This window comes from Flavobacterium crocinum (assembly GCF_003122385.1).
In the GTDB taxonomy this organism is placed as follows: Bacteria; Bacteroidota; Bacteroidia; order Flavobacteriales; family Flavobacteriaceae; genus Flavobacterium; species Flavobacterium crocinum.
The window spans coordinates 2022714-2038280 of record NZ_CP029255.1 but is presented as its reverse complement, the minus strand read 5'-3'; the positions used below and the strand labels follow the sequence as shown (position 1 = coordinate 2038280).

Sequence of the window (15567 nt, the reverse complement as noted above, 5' to 3'; positions counted from 1 at the left end):
AAACTGGCCGACTTATTAACTTATTTTTTTACAATAAAAAAAACATGACTAACATGAAAACAAGTACAATAAAATTTTTCGCATTAGTAACCGCTTTCTTCGGAATTACATCAATTGTTACTGCACAAAAATCATACAATTTAGACAGCAAATCTACTTTCTCTGTTGCAGGAACTTCAACACTTCACGACTGGGAAATGAAATCGGCTTCCGGAACTGGAACAGCATCCTTAAACATCGCTAGCGGAAAATTAACAGATATCGATGCATTAACCATAACCCTTCCGGCAGAAACCGTAAAAAGCGAGAAAAAAAGCATGGATAAAGTAGCTTATGAGACTTTAAAAACAGATAAAAATAAAAACATAAAATATGTTCTAAAATCTGCCGAAAAAGTAAACGAAACTACTTGGGAACTAACCGGAACTTACACCATTGCCGGAGTCAGCAAAGTGTATAAAACAACTGCAAAAACGACTGTTACAAAAGACGGTTTGAATCTGCAGGGATCTAATAAAATCACTTTTACAGATTTCGGAATGAAATCGCCAACTGCAATGCTTGGCACTATTAAAACAGGTCAGGACCTAACACTAAAATTTAATTTAAACTTTAATCTATAACCGCCATGAAGAAGATTTATATCCTATTTATTACATTAATAAGTACGTTTGCTGTTAATGCACAAGTTAGCTTTGGAAACATGCAAAACCAAATATCAAGAGGGAAAGACGGTATCAATGTTTTCGATGTACAAAAAGACACTAGAGAATTTAAAGGCCTTAGCATTGACCTTGGTGGTGCTTTCAACATGGATTTCCAGGCAACAAATTCATTCAACGACCAACCTGCCAGCATTACGACTACGACCACTACAGCTACTGGAACTACGACTAGATCAATTACAGGATATCGCTTAATGAATACTGAAAACAATTTTACTCTTCCTGCTGCTGATATGTATATTGGTGCTCAATTGTTTGACGGAGTAAGAGTGAATTTAGATGTTTATTTAGCTTCAAGACACCACAATGATTCTTATGTAAAAGGTGGATACTTACAAATTGACAAGTTAGACTTCATCAAAAAAGACTTCCTGGCTGATTTCATGAAATATGCTACCATTAAAATTGGACAAATGGAGAACAATTTTGGTGATGCTCACTTTAGAGGTTCTGATAATGGTAATACAATCCGAAATGCATTTGTTGGGAACAACGTGATGTATTCTTTCACTACAGAAATGGGTATGGAAGTTTACTATAACAGAAATGGATTGGTAAGTATGTTAGGTGTTACGAATGGTAATTTAAATCAAAGTAATGAAGAAGTTTTTTATACTAACGGACCAAATACTAACACAACACACAGCCCTTCAATTTTAGCTAAATTGGGTTATGACAAACAGCTTAATGAAGATTTAAGAGTGAGATTAACCGGTTCTCTTTATCATAATGCAAATCTGGGTAACGCAAACATATATTCTGCTAACAGATCAGGGTTTGGTTATTGGGGTATCTTGAACAACAACGCTTATAAAAATACCATTACTAAGACCGATGCTAGTGGGAATGTTATTTCTACAACTACGACTGATGTGGCTACTACTTTTAGTAAAACATCTACTCCGGAGGCAACGTTCAACCCTAATTTTAAAAACTGGGCAACTACCTATATGATTAACCCTTTTGTGAAATATAAAGGACTTGAATTCTTTGGAACAATCGAATTAGCTTCAGGAGGAGATAAAGCTGGTACTGATGACAAACGTACTGCTAATCAATATGCTTCAGAGCTTATTTATAGATTTGGAAATACTGAACAATTCTATATCGGAGGAAAATACAATACCGTATCCGGAAAATTATCTAATGCTGATGCTAAAAAGGTTACCGTAGATAAATTTGAAGCAAGTGCTGGCTGGTTTATGACTAAAAACATCTTAGCTAAATTGAACTACGTGAATCAAAAATATAAAGACTATTCACAATTTACAGGAGATCCTGCTACTGGAAATCTAAACAACTTTTATGGTGGTAAATTTGAAGGTTTAGTATTCGAAGCAACCATTGCATTCTAATATAAAAAAATGAAAACGAGATTTCAAATATTAATTATGGGTTTAGTACTATTCTTTTTACTAGGAAGTGCTAAACCCACTTTTTTCCCAGAAGATAGCGCTGTGGTAATTAATAAAATTAAAATAGAAATCACAGGACTATCTACAGTTGGCAAATACAATTGCTCTAATACCTTTACTATAAAGGATACGGTTTATGTTAACTGCATTAAAAAAAATACGTTTAATACCGAAATTAAAATGTCTGACTTTGATTGCGGCAACAAAATCATGACCAAAGATTTACAGGGAACGGTCAAAGTAAAAAAATTTCCAAACAGTACGGTTTCGATTTCGGACATCAAACCAAGCGGTAAAAATTACAAATGCAGATTGAATTTCTACATTACAGACAAAACTTTAAAATACAAGGACTTCATTTTATACAACACTGATGATAAAATTCAGGGAACACTTAATTTAAAATTCTCTGATATCGAATTAGAACCGCCAGTAAAAATGGCTGGATTAATCAAAGTAAAAGATGATATTGTAATCAATTTCAGTCTGTATAAAAAGTGATTTTTTTCTCTAATAAAAAATTAAACAGCACGATAACAAAAATTAAAAATTTGGCACAGGAATTGTTTTGCTCTCAAAAGAAAAATAATCTTACAAAGAGCTCAATCATTTTAAAATTTGTACTTTTATTTTTCAGCCATATAACCTTTAAGTTTTATCAACCTAAAAAAAAATGTAATTATGAAAAAACAAATTTTAAGTTTAGCTGTCGTTGCTTTATTAGCATTTGCTGTTCAATCATGCGAGAAAAAAGAAAACAAACCTGCAGAAGACGAATTAACTCTTGGCAACAAAGTAGATTCTCTTACCACTGACATCGAAGAAGTAAAAGACAGCGCCGTAAGCAAGGCAGAAAGTGCTGCTACTAAAGCAAAAGATGCAACAGAAACTGCTGCTCAGGATGTAAAAAACGCGACTAAAAAAGCCGCTGAAGATGTAAAAGACGCGACTAAAAAAGGCGCTGAAAAAGTAGAAAATGCTGCTAAAGCTGCCAAAGACGGAACTGTAAAAACAGCTAAAGAAGTAAACGAAGCTTTGAAAAAATAAATTAATAAAAGCTAATAAACGAAAACCATTCGCTACAACGAATGGTTTTTTTATGCGCAATAGTTCGTTACTATTTTTTGTATTTTTGCATTTGAAATTACAAGATACTACAACATGCATTTTATATCACAAGAACTCGAAGATTATATCGAACAGCATTCTGAAAATGAACCGGAATTATTAGCGAAACTCAACAAAGAAACCTACCAGAAAATACTTTTGCCGAGAATGTTAAGTGGCCACTTTCAGGGACGTGTTTTGAGTATGTTATCCAAACTAATTCGTCCTGTTAATATTCTGGAAATTGGAACTTATACCGGTTATGCTGCTTTATGTTTATGTGAAGGAATGCAGGAAAACGGACAATTACACACGATTGATATTAAAGAAGAATTGGTTGATTTTCAGCGAAAGTATTTTGATGCATCACCTTGGGGAAAACAAATTTTTCAACATTTAGGTGAAGCCGTAAATATTATTCCGGATTTAGATCTAAAATTTGATTTGGTTTTTATTGATGCTGACAAGGAAAACTATCTCAATTACTGGGAAATGATTGTTCCAAAGATGAATAAAGGCGGTATTATTTTGTCTGATAATGTTTTATGGAGTGGAAAAATTTTAGAACCGGTTCATCCAAATGATGTTAGCACAAAAGTACTTTTAGAATACAATCAGCTTTTGAAAGATGATCCTAGAGTCGAGACGGTTTTACTGCCTATTCGTGATGGGTTGACGGTGAGTAGGGTTTTATAATTTTTCAGTTTCTAAGTTGCTAAGATGCTGAGATTCTAAGTTTTTTCTTTTCAGATTTCAAAAATGATTCACTCAAAACAAATTCATAGCGAAGGTTTTTCAATTATAAATAATGTTTTTACTGAAAATGAGATTGAAAATTTGATCTCGTTAATTGAAAATGCAACCCAAAAAGATTCTGATAATGCTACTTTCAGAAAATCACAAGATTTATTTGCCATCAGACAATTTCATAAAGAAGTTCCTGAGACTTTAGCTTTTATTTTTAATGAAAATTTAAACGAAATTATCGAATCCAATTTTGGAAAGGGATATTTCATAACCAAATCAATTTATTTTGATAAACCTGAAAAATCAAACTGGTTTGTGGCCTATCATCAGGATTTGACTATTTCGGTAGACAGAAAAATTGAAGTTGAGAATTTTGAAAATTGGACTTTAAAACAAAATCAATTTGCGGTTCAGCCTCCAACAGAAATTTTAGAAGATAATTTTACCATTAGAATTCATATTGATAAAACCACAAAAGACAATGGCGCTTTGAAAGTCATTAATAATTCCCATTCAAAAGGAATAATCCGAATTGAAAATTTGGATTTTGAAAATGAAAAAGAAACCATTTGCGAAGTAGACAAAGGCGGTATTATGATTATGAAACCACTACTTTTTCACGCTTCAAACAAAACCACAAATAACGAAAGAAGAAGAGTTATTCATATTGAATTCAGTAAACAACAACTCCCTAACGGTTTAGAATGGAGTGAAAAAACAATTTTTCAGAATTAGTTCTCATAAAAAAACCTCCAGCTTTAACTGGAGGTTTTTTTATAATTTGAAATTTTTCCAATTTTGTTAGCGTCTCTACAGGAAATCTTACCGAAAAAAATCTTAGAATCTTAGCGACTCAGTATCTTAGCATCTTTAAAAAAAAATCTATCCCGGAAAATACTGTGGTTTCAATCTTTTGTAAACCAAATAGATTAAGAAACCGAAAACAGCTCCAAAGAAATATCCTGCTAGAATATCACCCGGATAATGCAATCCTAAATAAATACGGCTGTAAGCAAAAATTAGCGGCCATAAGAATAGGAAACCTAAATATTTAAAGTATCGTTTTAAAACCAAAAATAAGAATGTTGCAACAGCCATGGTATTAGCCGCATGTCCTGAGAAAAAACTAAACGATTTTCTGACCTGAACAACTCTGATGATTGAGTTTACTTCCGGATCATTACATGGACGTAAACGTTGGAAAGTGTGTTTGAACAGATTACAAGTCTGATCTGTAAAAGCAATCAAAATAGCTATAAAAAGCAATAAATACAGGGTTTGTTTTCCTCCTATTTTTTTATAAATAAGATAGAACAGCAATATAAAAAATGGCGTCCAATACAACTGATTTGTAATAATCAGCCAAAGTTTATCGTAAGTTTCAGAACCTAATCCGTTAAGAAATATTAAAAGATCTTTATCTAATTCCTGTATTTTTTCAAGCATTATCTTTGGCGTTTTATAGGTCCTGAAAGAGAGTCAATATCTTCTTTTACTTTTTCGATTTCATTTGTGGTATCTCCTAAAAGATTTCCTGTATCTCCAAGCAAATTCGATTTTGCATTATTAATTTCGGCATTAATGTTTCCTGTAAGATCATTCAAAGATTTAGAATCAAGACCGTTGGCCTCTGCTCCTTTTTGAATTTCACTTTTGATATCATTAGTTGCATTTTTTAACTGAGCCATAGCTTTACCCATTGTACGAGCGATTTCAGGCACTTTATCTGAACCAAAAAGCATTAGTACTATAAATAGAATAAAAACTAATTCTCCTCCTCCTATACCAAACATAACTTTTATTTTTTGTTGTCGCAAAGATATTAAATTTTGCAGCTTAGAGTTTTAAAATTAACTTAAAAAGTCCTTTAAAATACATTTCTTAAAAAGAAAAAAGCTCATCAAGCTTTTAATACCTGATGAACTTTTTAATGTTCTTTTATTTTGATTTTAGTCAAATTTTGATTTTGTTTCTGCCTTAGGCCAAGAATTATTAGTTACATCGATATCTGCTGTCAGCAATTTTGGATCGATTTGAATACTCTTAATCGCTTTTGTTGTTGCGTACACTTTCTTAGCCGTTTCGTTACTCTTTCTCCAGATTTGTGCCGGATACTGGTAACTATCTTTAGAACCGTCTTCATAAGTAATCTCAACTAAAATTGGCATAATCATTCCGCCTGGTTTATTGAATTCTACCTCATAGAAATATTTAGGCGATTTGATGCTTGCTTTTTCTTCAGCTGTAAAAGTCTGATCTACATAATCTGCCAATGGCTTGAAATCTTCAATTTTTAAAGCTTTTTTCTTAGATTGATTAACCTCTGTATTATCTCCCGCAACTAAGTACACAAAAGGTCCTTTTTCATATCCAAAACGTCCTTTTCTCACTTTGACATCTTTAAGATCTGCTGTTGGAGTATCTGAAACGTAATATTGTTTTACATCTTTAATTCCGATATCAACAAAATCCGTTGAGTAAAACCAACCTCTCCAAAACCAGTCTAAATCTACTGCAGAAGCATCTTCCATCGTTCTAAAGAAATCTTCAGGAGTCGGGTGTTTGAATTTCCATCTGTTTGCATATGTTTTAAAAGCATAATCAAACAATTCTCTTCCCATCACCACTTCTCTCAAAATATTAAGACCTGTAGCCGGTTTCCCGTAAGCATTATTTCCAAATTGGTGAATTGTTTCAGAATTCGACATAATTGGCTCTAAAAACTTCTGGTCACCGCTCATATAAGGGACAATATTTTTAGCTGGTCCTCTTCTTGACGGGAAATTTGGATCTAATTCCTGCTCAGCTAAATATTCTAAAAATGAATTCAATCCTTCATCCATCCATGTCCATTGACGTTCGTCCGAATTTACAATCATCGGGAAGAATGTGTGACCAACTTCATGAATAACAACGCCAATCATTCCGTTTTTAACTTCTTTGCTAGTCACACCATTTTCGTCAGGACGACCATAATTCCAGCAAATCATTGGATATTCCATTCCCTGATCTTCTGCAGAAACTGAAACTGCTTTTGGATAAGGATAATCAAAAGTGTGAGATGAATAACTTTTTAAAGTATGCGCAACCACCATGGTAGAAGTTTCTCCCCAAAGTGGATTTGCTTCTTTTGGGTAAACAGATTCTGCCATAACAGTTCTGTTTCCAATTTTCACAGCCATTGCATCGTAAATGAATTTTCTAGAAGAAGCGATTCCAAAATCACGAACATTTTTTGCACTGAATTTCCATGTTTTTTTCTTTTCAGAAAACCCTTTTTCTGCTGCTTCTGCTTCTGCCTGAGTAACAATAACTACAGGTTTGTCAAATGATTTCTGAGCTTGCTCGTAACGTTTAACTTGTTCAGCAGTAAAAACCTCGCTTCTATTCGTTAATTCCCCTGTAGCATCAATTACGTGATCCGCAGGAACTGTAATATTTACATCAAAGTTTCCGAAAGGAAGAGCAAACTCTCCACTTCCCCAAAACTGCATATTCTGCCAGCCTTCTACATCATTGTAAACTGCCATTCTTGGATAGAACTGAGCGATAACATACAGTTTGTTTCCATCTTTTTCGAATAATTCATATCCTGATCGCCCGCCTTCTTTTCTGTAATTATTGATATTGTACCACCATTTTATAGAAAACGAAATTTTTTCACCAGGCTTTAAAGGAGAAGCCAAATTAATACGCATCATTGTTTCGTTGATAGTATATGACATTGCGTTTCCTTTTGCATCTTTTACCTGCTCAATATTAAAACCACGCTCTAAATCCTTTTTCAAATATTTAGAAGAAAAACCTTCAAGCGGCAAAACCTGATTAATTTTTTCACCTTCCGCCAATGAAGTTTGTCCGTTTGCCCTAGCCTGATTTTGATCCAGCTGAACCCATAAGTATTCCAGACTGTCTGGCGAATTATTACTATAAGTTATAGTTTCAAATCCGCTTAATTTTGATTTTTTATCATCCAGTTCAACATCGATTTTATAATCTGCCTGTTGTTGGTAATAAGCTGGTCCCGGAGCTCCGGACGCAGTACGAAACATGTTTGGAGTTGCCAACAAATCATACATCTGACTGAACTTGTTCGTGTCATATTTCCCCTGCTGCCTTGTAGGTGTGGTTGTTGCCTTTTCCTGCGCAATCAGCATTGCCGGAAAAAGCAATAATAATGAAATTTTTTTCATAAAAATTTAATGGTAATTTATCAGGTCGTGAAAATAACAATTAAAACAATAATTATACAACCTCATTAATACTTTAACACTTCTTTCCTTGAAGATTCTGTAAAAAGAACACTCCTTTTAGTATCAAATGCTGTAATATGTGTAATGTTTTGCTGCTCTCCGTTCCAATCCACTAAAATAGTATTTGAAATTTCCAGCGTTTTAAATTTATCAATGTCTTTAATTCTGGAATAACATACCAAAACATCATCCGCTTCTACTTCTTTTGATAAGAAAGTTATGATTTTAGACTGACCATTAACTTTAATTGAAAAATGCTCTGAAAGATATTTTTTTAATAATTCCACATCTTCCGGCCTTTCTTTACTTGTTCCTACAAAAGTTTTTTTGTGATACTTCTTTTCCATCGCATTATTTAAATCATCAATAAAAATACGGGAGGTAATTTGCAGCATCTTTTTTTCGGCAGCATAATTTACCTGAAAAACACCAACATAAAATTTATGAAATGTGAATGCAGAAGATAAAACAAACAAAACAGCAAGTAAAAAGTAAACTAATCTATTTTTCATTTTTGCGCAGCCACTGCTTTCTTAAATTCTTTATTCTTATTGACCATAAAATCCATCAACTGAAATTTCTGATCCGGATTAACAAGTTCTTTTGAATGCGGATCGTTTGAGCAATACATTAAAAACAATTCAATTTCATCCTGCTTAAGACCAAGTGTTTTGCTATAAAAATCTTTTGTAAAATTATCTTTAGCATATTCTACAAAAGCAATATCTGTAATTTCTTCCTCTTTAACTTCTTCTTTTTTACTCAGAAGCTTTTTAACATCTTTAAAGATTCGCACAAAATCAGTTCCGTATTTTATGGTTTGATCAGAAAGCATAGCTTTGTTTTCCGGCGAGGATAAATTATCATCTTCAAACTGCATGTCTACAATTCCCTGAGAACCGCCTTTCAGCGACTTAACTTTCAATTCTTTATGAACAACAACCTCTTTCAATTGATTATTCACTAAATCTAATTTTGCTTTAAAAAGAACCTCAGCACAATCTTTTTCTGTTAAAACGATTTTTTTTGATTGAAATGTCAGACCAGAGAATAACAAAGTATCTTTTGGCTGCGCCATAATATCAAACAAACCACCAGCACCAATAAAGGTCCGAACATTTGCATTAATATTCATCACATAACCACTTTCTATGGCTAAAAAATCATTGATAACCTGACCGTGTAATGGTTTCCTGAAACCGTTTTGCCCTAATACAAATTGACAAAATAAGCAGACAACGAGTACTCCTAATTTATTTTTCATTTTCGAGAATTGTTAGATATTTTCTTGCTAGATCTGTGATTAAAAACATACTCATTGTTTTGTTTTTAGTATTCAAAGATACAGCAAAATCGGCATCTTCCACACAAAATAATTGAAATCCTTTGATATCATCAACCGGAATTCGCAATCTGTCTGTGTAATAATTCTCATCAAAAAGATATTCCAACTTTCTAAAAAGCGCTTCTTTTTTCTCTACTTTCACCTCTTTTTTCAACATTGTTGTGCGTCCCGAAATTGCATTCAGAAGTTTATCTACAGATGTCGAAGTAGCCGTGTAAACTTTGCGTTCTGCAGGGGTATATTTTTTTTGTCCGTATGGAATAATCCCCAGATTTTCTGCCGTTATATTAGCATTTTCGTTTACTACCACCTCTTTCAATTCAACTTCTTTAGCTGTCATTTTTATCAATAACAGACTAGAAAGCAAATCATTAGCAGTCACCCTATACTTAACAGGGTTTAAATTTACAGCAGAAAACACCAAAACCTCCCCTTCACGCACCGCAATCGAAAAATTGCCATCGGAATCTGAAACTGTTGCAACCTGAGTTGCATTATTAATAATATTCACTCCTTCTATCGGAGTTGATTGCTCCATTACTCTTCCTGGCAATACTTTCATATTACCGGTTTGCCCAAAAACGATTTGAACAAAAGCCAACAAAACAATAGTCGATATTACTTTACTTATTCTCACTCGCAATTATTTCTTTATACTTCACTGCCAGTTCTCCCAAAAGGAACTCGGTTGAAGTTTTATTTTTAGAATTCAAAATTGCAGTAAATTTTTCATTATCCACAGCATAATATTCAAATCCTTTCACATATTCTGCAGGGATTTTTAATCTGTCAATAAAATGCTCCAGACTAAACATATTTTCCAAAAGCCTCATAAAAAATTCTTTTTTCTCAACAGCCACTTCTTTTTTCAACATAGCAGTTCTTCCTGAGAAAAAATTCAGCAAAGGATCGGCAGAAATAGATCCCCCTGCCATAGTTCCTGCATTTGCGGTGGCATTTAGAGCTGTTGCTGTCTGCAATTTCCTTTCAGCGGCAGTATATTTTCTTTGCCCTTCCGGAATTACACCTAAACTTTCTGCATTAATATTGTCATACCTCTTAATCACTACTTCCTGTAACTGATACATCACCATATTGAGAGAAACAGTAAAATTAAGATTTGAAAAATCTTCTTGTTTCAGCATAATCCTTTTTTCCTTAAAAGCTATTGAAGAAAAAACCAGAACATCATCTGCTTTAGCTAAAATTGAAAATGATCCGGAAGCATCCGAAGTTACAGTTTCTTCTGTTTGTGCATTAATAACATAAACCCCTTCAACATTTGAAGTGCTTGAAGTTATTTTACCATTAAAAACAGAACGATCCTGAGTTTGAGCTAAACATGCCTGACCCGCTATAACAACCAAAAAACAAGTGATTTTCTGAAACAAAATGAAATAAATTAAAAATATTCTTAAAACGGTAAAAATATCTTAATCTCATCCAAATTTAATACTAAGGAGTTGGTAAAAATATGTTAATTAAAATCATAAAATAACAACACCAAAACCGAGTTTTTAATACCTTTAACCAACAAATATTTGAGATAAAAAATCATGAAAAGCATTATTATTGCAAGCACCTCTACTTTACACGGAGGAAAATATTTAGAATATATTTTACCAACTTTAGAATCACATTTTAAGAATTGCAAAACCATACTATTTATTCCTTACGCACGTCCCAGCGGCATATCACATGATGAATACACGCAAAAAGCAAAAGAAGCTTTTTCGTCAATTAACATAGAAGTTAAAGGAATCCATGAATTTGAAAATCCGCAGGAGGCTATAAAAAATGCAGAAGGGATTTTTACAGGAGGCGGCAACACATTTTTATTAGTTACACAACTTTACAAAAACAACGTCATGCAATTACTTTCTGAAACAGTAAAAAACGGAACTCCATATTTAGGATCTAGCGCTGGAAGTAATATTTGCGGCCTGTCAATGCAGACAACAAACGACATGCCTATAATTTACCCTCCAAGTTTCCAGACATTAGGATTAATTCCGTTTAATTTAAATCCGCATTATCTGGATGCCGATTTACAATCCAAGCACATGGGAGAAACCCGTGAAACCAGAATTAAAGAATTTCACGCATTCAACTCTATTCCAGTTTTAGGCTTAAGAGAAGGAAGCTGGCTGGAAGTAAAAGGAGAAAAAATCACTTTGAAAGGAAATCTGAAAGCAAGGCTTTTTAAACAAAACCAAACTCCCGAAGAACTAGAACCAGAAAGCGACTTAAGCAATCTGAATTAAAAATTTAAATATTTTAAATTCCAAATTCCAAACTAAAAACAAATAATTGCAAAATTGGAATTTGGAATTTGCTTAATCCCCAACTTTTGAACCTGATCCGGTTTTTGTATTGATCCACCTGATCCCTGATCCCTTTTCATTTTGATGTAAAAACAAAAAAGCCTCAAACAGTGTTTGAGGCTTTTGAAGAGCGAAAGACGAGGCTCGAACTCGCGACAACCAGCTTGGAAGGCTGGAGCTCTACCAACTGAGCTACTTTCGCATTAACAGGGTGCAAATATAAATAATTTAATTTTCAAACCAAATAAAAATCAAAAAATATTTATTTTTGACAAAGAAATCAAAACTTAATTATTTAGATTTCTTAGAGCGAAAGACGAGGCTCGAACTCGCGACAACCAGCTTGGAAGGCTGGAGCTCTACCAACTGAGCTACTTTCGCATTGGTGGTGCAAATATAGAAAGAAAGTTCAGTTAAAAACAAGCTTTTGGGCAAAAAAAATTAATAAAAAACAACATTTTTTTATAACTAATTTAAAATTAAAAAGTTATAAATTCGCTATTTTTAAAAAAAATCATGATTACAATTAAAGAAATTCCATCAAAAGAAACTTATGCTGTTCGTCAACCCGTTTTAAGAAAAGGAAAGCCAATCGAAAGTTGCATCTTTGATGGAGATGATCTGGAAACGACGCATCATTTCGGATTATTTGATGATGAAAATTTAACAGGAATTATTTCGTTATTCGAAAAAATCAATCCTATATTTGCCGAGCGAAATCAAGCCCAGATTCGAGGAATGGCAGTTTTAGAAAACCATCAAAAAAAAGGATTTGGAGAAGCTTTGGTAAAACATTGTGAAACCTACTGCAATGAAAACAAAGTCGATTTGATTTGGTTTAACGCCAGAACAGCAGCTGTTGGCTTTTATCAAAAAATGAATTACCAGCCCCAAGGTGATGCTTTTGATATTAAAGACGTTGGCGAACATTATTTGATGTTTAAAAAACTATAATATGAAGAAACTTTACTCTTTAGTAGTAATATGCATTTTTGTGAGTTGTAAAAAAGAAACTCCTAAACCGACTCCGATTATCAAAAAACCGGTGCCGGCCATTATACTTACTGACGAAAGAAAAGTTGAAATAGATACTGCCGCAATAGGCACTTTTAAAAGCGAAACGCTTAAGCAATTTTATATTGCTTCTGAAAACCAAACCGTTTGGGGAAATCTTGCAAAGAGAAAATACGTTTTAGCTCAATTAGAAAATTCAGATAAATTAGGATTAAACCCTGAAGACTACAAAGCTTCTCAGTTAAAAAAATTCGAAAGTAAAATTGGTAAACTAAATGATAAAGATTTAGCAACTTACGATATTTTACTTACGTACAATTTCGAAAAATACCTAAGCCATTTATACAAAGGAAAACTAGATCCTAAAAAACTCTACAATAACTGGGATCTGGATGAAAAGGAATTTGACGTTAACAATGTTCTTATTAAAGCTTTCAATAAAAACAAATTAGACAGCATTGTAGACAACATTCAGCCTAAAACACAAACCTACAAACAACTATTAAAAGCACTGGAAATCATTAATACTTTTCCGGACGACAACATCAATACTATTGAATCTGTGGAGAAAATTGTTTTAAACGATACCAATTCCGCTCTAATCAATATCAAAAAAAGGCTTTTATACTGGAATGATATGTCTGGCAGAAAAGACAGTCTTACAAAGATTTATGACAATAAGACTTTTGAAGCCGTTAAACAATTCCAGGAAAGACACGGGCTTGCTTCTGACGGAGTAATTGGTATTGGCACAATTAAGGCTTTAAATTATTCAAAAGAAAAAAGAAAGGAACAAATTATTGCTAATTTAGAGCGCTGGAGATGGTATCCATCTGAACTGGCAGAGAATTATTTTATTATCAATATCCCTGACTACAGCCTAAATGTTGTTGAAAATCAAGACACTACTTTGGTTAGAAATGTTGTTGTAGGAACCAGTAAAAGAAGAACTCCTGTTATAACTTCTTTCTTGAAAACGGTGGTTTTTAATCCGACCTGGACTGTTCCACCTACAATTTTAAAAGAAGACGTTGTTCCGGCAATGAAACGAAACCGAAATTATTTAGCTAAGAAAAATATCACTATTTATGACACATCAGGAAATGTTGTAGATCCAGTTTCATGGAATGAAAATAAGCCAAACAATTATCGTTATGTACAAAGTCCCGGATATTCCAACTCATTAGGCTTAATGAAAATCTTGTTTCCAAACCATCATAGCGTTTACCTGCACGATACCAATCACCGCAACATTTTCGGCCGAAATAATCGTTCGATGAGTTCCGGATGTGTACGTGTTGAAAATCCGTTAGAATTGGCGCAGCATATTTTGGACGTTGACGGAACCTGGCCTCAGAACAGAATTGATACCATTATAGCTTCTAAGAAAACCATGAGTTTCAAAATCACGAAAAAGTATGCCTTGTATCAATGGTACTGGACAGCTTGGAGCAAAAAAAATCAGCTCTTGTTCAGAGCTGATATTTATAATTTAGATTCGGATTTATATGCTAAACTAAGAAATTAGCCTTTCTTCCATCGTAAAACTTCTTGAAGGATGATAAATATACAAACACGATTTATCTTTAATGGTTTCAATTATTTCATCAGTCAATTCAACTGGAACTGCAGGACAGCCTTGGCTTCTGCCTAATCTTTTATGATCTCTGATAAAAGATTCGGAAACATAATCTGCACCATGCATTACAACACCTCTTTGACGCGCATTGTCATTCACACCATTTTCCAAACCGTCTAAACGCAATGAAGCACCATGTTTTCCCTGATAAATTTCGCCTGTGGCATAAAATCCTAAACTACTTTTAAATGAAGAATTCAGATTTGAAAATGCCGTAGCAAACTCTTCACCTGTATTTCTTCCGTGAGCCACAAGAGAATTAAACAAGATAGTGTTAGTTGTCAAATCAATCACCCACAGACGTTTTGTGTTTGATGACAAACTGAAATCAATAAGAGTCAAAATGTTTTTCTTAATAACTCCTTTTTCTTTCAACAAATAAAATCCCTTTAAAGCTTCTGTAAAAGTTTTAAATTCCGGCATTTTAAAATTGTTTGAATTTAGGGCATTGTAAACGCTTTCAATTTTAGAATCAACTGTTACTTTTTCAACTTTTGCAATCGACTTTACAATAGCGTTCTTTTTAAGATCTGTAGTGTTTTTTGAATCTTTTCCAAAAGACAATAACAAAAACACAAATAGCGGATAAATTTTGTAAATCATTGAATTTCTTTAGGTTAAACAAAAATTTGGGTATCGCAAAAGTATAAAAAATTCATTCCTTGCAAAATATAAGCCTGATTTTCAGGCGTTTTTTGTTTAAACTTTAACATAATTAACATAAAAATGCTATTTCTGTAAGATTTTTTTCTCACGCTAAAAAACATAACATTTTTGTCATTTTTCTTAAAAAAACATCAAAAAGTGGAAATCTTGAAACTAAAACCTGATTAAGTAAAACAAATTGATATAATAATTTTCTAACTTCTTAGGCTTTCTGTCTCATACGCACTATTTTATTGAACAGAATCCTGTCAAAAACAAAGCTAAAAAGAGAACTTAGTGTGAATTAATTTTAAAAAATAAAGACTTCTATAATTAAATTAATATTTTTTATC

17 protein-coding genes and 2 tRNA genes are annotated in these 15567 nt (G+C 33.1%); 9 read left to right on the top strand and 10 right to left on the bottom strand.

What is annotated here, in order from left to right:
- The first annotated feature begins 53 nt into the window (after positions 1–53).
- The 6 genes from HYN56_RS09345 (at position 54) to HYN56_RS09320 (ending at position 4729) form a co-directional block, all read left to right on the top strand.
- The gene (locus HYN56_RS09345; protein WP_240622680.1) at positions 54–623 is read left to right on the top strand and encodes a YceI family protein; all 570 of its coding nucleotides are present in this window, start codon (positions 54–56) and stop codon (positions 621–623) included.
- A 5-nt stretch (positions 624–628) separates the two neighbouring features.
- A complete protein-coding gene (locus HYN56_RS09340; RefSeq protein ID WP_109191928.1) occupies positions 629–2080 on the top strand; it encodes a hypothetical protein in 1452 nt (483 codons plus the stop codon).
- Positions 2081–2116: 36 nt separating this feature from the next.
- Positions 2117–2641, top strand: a complete 525-nt coding sequence (locus HYN56_RS09335; protein ID WP_240622679.1) for a hypothetical protein — start codon at positions 2117–2119, stop codon at positions 2639–2641.
- A 180-nt stretch (positions 2642–2821) separates the two neighbouring features.
- On the top strand, positions 2822–3187 hold the full coding sequence (locus HYN56_RS09330) for a hypothetical protein (RefSeq protein WP_109191926.1): 366 nt from the start codon (positions 2822–2824) through the stop codon (positions 3185–3187).
- 114 nt (positions 3188–3301) lie between these two features.
- Positions 3302–3943, top strand: a complete 642-nt coding sequence (locus HYN56_RS09325; protein ID WP_109191925.1) for an O-methyltransferase — start codon at positions 3302–3304, stop codon at positions 3941–3943.
- Positions 3944–4006: 63 nt separating this feature from the next.
- Positions 4007–4729 (top strand): phytanoyl-CoA dioxygenase family protein, encoded by a 723-nt coding sequence (locus HYN56_RS09320; protein WP_109191924.1) that lies wholly within the window; start codon positions 4007–4009, stop codon positions 4727–4729.
- A 147-nt stretch (positions 4730–4876) separates the two neighbouring features.
- Here HYN56_RS09320 and HYN56_RS09315 read toward each other — a convergent pair whose 3' ends face one another.
- The 7 genes from HYN56_RS09315 to HYN56_RS09285 form a co-directional block, all read right to left on the bottom strand.
- Positions 4877–5440 (bottom strand): phosphatase PAP2 family protein, encoded by a 564-nt coding sequence (locus tag HYN56_RS09315; RefSeq protein ID WP_109191923.1) that lies wholly within the window; start codon positions 5438–5440, stop codon positions 4877–4879.
- Positions 5440–5787, bottom strand: a complete 348-nt coding sequence (locus HYN56_RS09310; protein ID WP_109191922.1) for a Sec-independent protein translocase subunit TatA/TatB — start codon at positions 5785–5787, stop codon at positions 5440–5442. The genes HYN56_RS09315 and HYN56_RS09310 overlap by 1 nt, the downstream gene beginning before the upstream one ends.
- A 156-nt stretch (positions 5788–5943) precedes the next feature.
- Positions 5944–8187 carry a M1 family metallopeptidase gene (locus HYN56_RS09305; protein ID WP_109191921.1) on the bottom strand — a complete coding sequence of 748 codons (2244 nt, stop codon included), beginning with the start codon at positions 8185–8187 and terminating at the stop codon, positions 5944–5946.
- A 65-nt stretch (positions 8188–8252) separates the two neighbouring features.
- The gene (locus HYN56_RS09300) at positions 8253–8759 is read right to left on the bottom strand and encodes a DUF6702 family protein (RefSeq protein ID WP_109191920.1); all 507 of its coding nucleotides are present in this window, start codon (positions 8757–8759) and stop codon (positions 8253–8255) included.
- Positions 8756–9511 (bottom strand): hypothetical protein, encoded by a 756-nt coding sequence (locus HYN56_RS09295; RefSeq protein WP_109191919.1) that lies wholly within the window; start codon positions 9509–9511, stop codon positions 8756–8758. The genes HYN56_RS09300 and HYN56_RS09295 overlap by 4 nt, the downstream gene beginning before the upstream one ends.
- A complete protein-coding gene (locus tag HYN56_RS09290) occupies positions 9501–10154 on the bottom strand; it encodes a carboxypeptidase-like regulatory domain-containing protein (RefSeq protein WP_167398291.1) in 654 nt (217 codons plus the stop codon). The genes HYN56_RS09295 and HYN56_RS09290 overlap by 11 nt, the downstream gene beginning before the upstream one ends.
- 61 nt (positions 10155–10215) lie before the next feature.
- Entirely contained in the window at positions 10216–10983 is a 768-nt protein-coding gene (locus tag HYN56_RS09285; protein ID WP_109191917.1) for a carboxypeptidase-like regulatory domain-containing protein, read from the bottom strand.
- Positions 10984–11148: 165 nt separating this feature from the next.
- On the opposite strand from HYN56_RS09285, the gene pepE reads away from it, so the two are divergent.
- Positions 11149–11856: a dipeptidase PepE gene (pepE, locus tag HYN56_RS09280; RefSeq protein WP_109191916.1), complete on the top strand. Its 708-nt coding sequence runs from the start codon at positions 11149–11151 to the stop codon at positions 11854–11856.
- Positions 11857–12045: 189 nt separating this feature from the next.
- On the opposite strand, the gene HYN56_RS09275 is transcribed toward pepE, so the two are convergent.
- Positions 12046–12118, bottom strand: a tRNA-Gly gene (locus HYN56_RS09275).
- 106 nt (positions 12119–12224) lie between these two features.
- Positions 12225–12297, bottom strand: a tRNA-Gly gene (locus HYN56_RS09270).
- Positions 12298–12432: 135 nt separating this feature from the next.
- Between HYN56_RS09270 and HYN56_RS09265 the strand changes: the two genes are divergently transcribed.
- Positions 12433–12870: a GNAT family N-acetyltransferase gene (locus HYN56_RS09265; protein WP_109191915.1), complete on the top strand. Its 438-nt coding sequence runs from the start codon at positions 12433–12435 to the stop codon at positions 12868–12870.
- 1 nt (position 12871) lies between these two features.
- Entirely contained in the window at positions 12872–14458 is a 1587-nt protein-coding gene (locus HYN56_RS09260) for a L,D-transpeptidase family protein (RefSeq protein WP_109191914.1), read from the top strand.
- On the opposite strand, the gene HYN56_RS09255 is transcribed toward HYN56_RS09260, so the two are convergent.
- Positions 14447–15172: a murein L,D-transpeptidase catalytic domain family protein gene (locus tag HYN56_RS09255; RefSeq protein ID WP_109191913.1), complete on the bottom strand. Its 726-nt coding sequence runs from the start codon at positions 15170–15172 to the stop codon at positions 14447–14449. The two genes, HYN56_RS09260 and HYN56_RS09255, sit on opposite strands and share 12 nt — an antisense overlap.
- Positions 15173–15567: the final 395 nt, after the last annotated feature.

Coding starts and splice junctions, on each gene's coding strand:
- HYN56_RS09315 (WP_109191923.1), bottom strand. CDS start 5,440: ATGCTTGAAAAAATACAGGAATTAGATAAAGATCTTTTAATATTTCTT.
- HYN56_RS09335 (WP_240622679.1), top strand. CDS start 2,117: ATGGGTTTAGTACTATTCTTTTTACTAGGAAGTGCTAAACCCACTTTT.
- HYN56_RS09320 (WP_109191924.1), top strand. CDS start 4,007: ATGATTCACTCAAAACAAATTCATAGCGAAGGTTTTTCAATTATAAAT.
- HYN56_RS09260 (WP_109191914.1), top strand. CDS start 12,872: ATGAAGAAACTTTACTCTTTAGTAGTAATATGCATTTTTGTGAGTTGT.
- HYN56_RS09305 (WP_109191921.1), bottom strand. CDS start 8,187: ATGAAAAAAATTTCATTATTATTGCTTTTTCCGGCAATGCTGATTGCG.
- HYN56_RS09310 (WP_109191922.1), bottom strand. CDS start 5,787: ATGTTTGGTATAGGAGGAGGAGAATTAGTTTTTATTCTATTTATAGTA.
- HYN56_RS09330 (WP_109191926.1), top strand. CDS start 2,822: ATGAAAAAACAAATTTTAAGTTTAGCTGTCGTTGCTTTATTAGCATTT.
- pepE (WP_109191916.1), top strand. CDS start 11,149: ATGAAAAGCATTATTATTGCAAGCACCTCTACTTTACACGGAGGAAAA.
- HYN56_RS09340 (WP_109191928.1), top strand. CDS start 629: ATGAAGAAGATTTATATCCTATTTATTACATTAATAAGTACGTTTGCT.
- HYN56_RS09345 (WP_240622680.1), top strand. CDS start 54: ATGAAAACAAGTACAATAAAATTTTTCGCATTAGTAACCGCTTTCTTC.
- HYN56_RS09295 (WP_109191919.1), bottom strand. CDS start 9,511: ATGAAAAATAAATTAGGAGTACTCGTTGTCTGCTTATTTTGTCAATTT.
- HYN56_RS09290 (WP_167398291.1), bottom strand. CDS start 10,154: ATGAAAGTATTGCCAGGAAGAGTAATGGAGCAATCAACTCCGATAGAA.
- HYN56_RS09255 (WP_109191913.1), bottom strand. CDS start 15,172: ATGATTTACAAAATTTATCCGCTATTTGTGTTTTTGTTATTGTCTTTT.
- HYN56_RS09300 (WP_109191920.1), bottom strand. CDS start 8,759: ATGAAAAATAGATTAGTTTACTTTTTACTTGCTGTTTTGTTTGTTTTA.
- HYN56_RS09265 (WP_109191915.1), top strand. CDS start 12,433: ATGATTACAATTAAAGAAATTCCATCAAAAGAAACTTATGCTGTTCGT.
- HYN56_RS09325 (WP_109191925.1), top strand. CDS start 3,302: ATGCATTTTATATCACAAGAACTCGAAGATTATATCGAACAGCATTCT.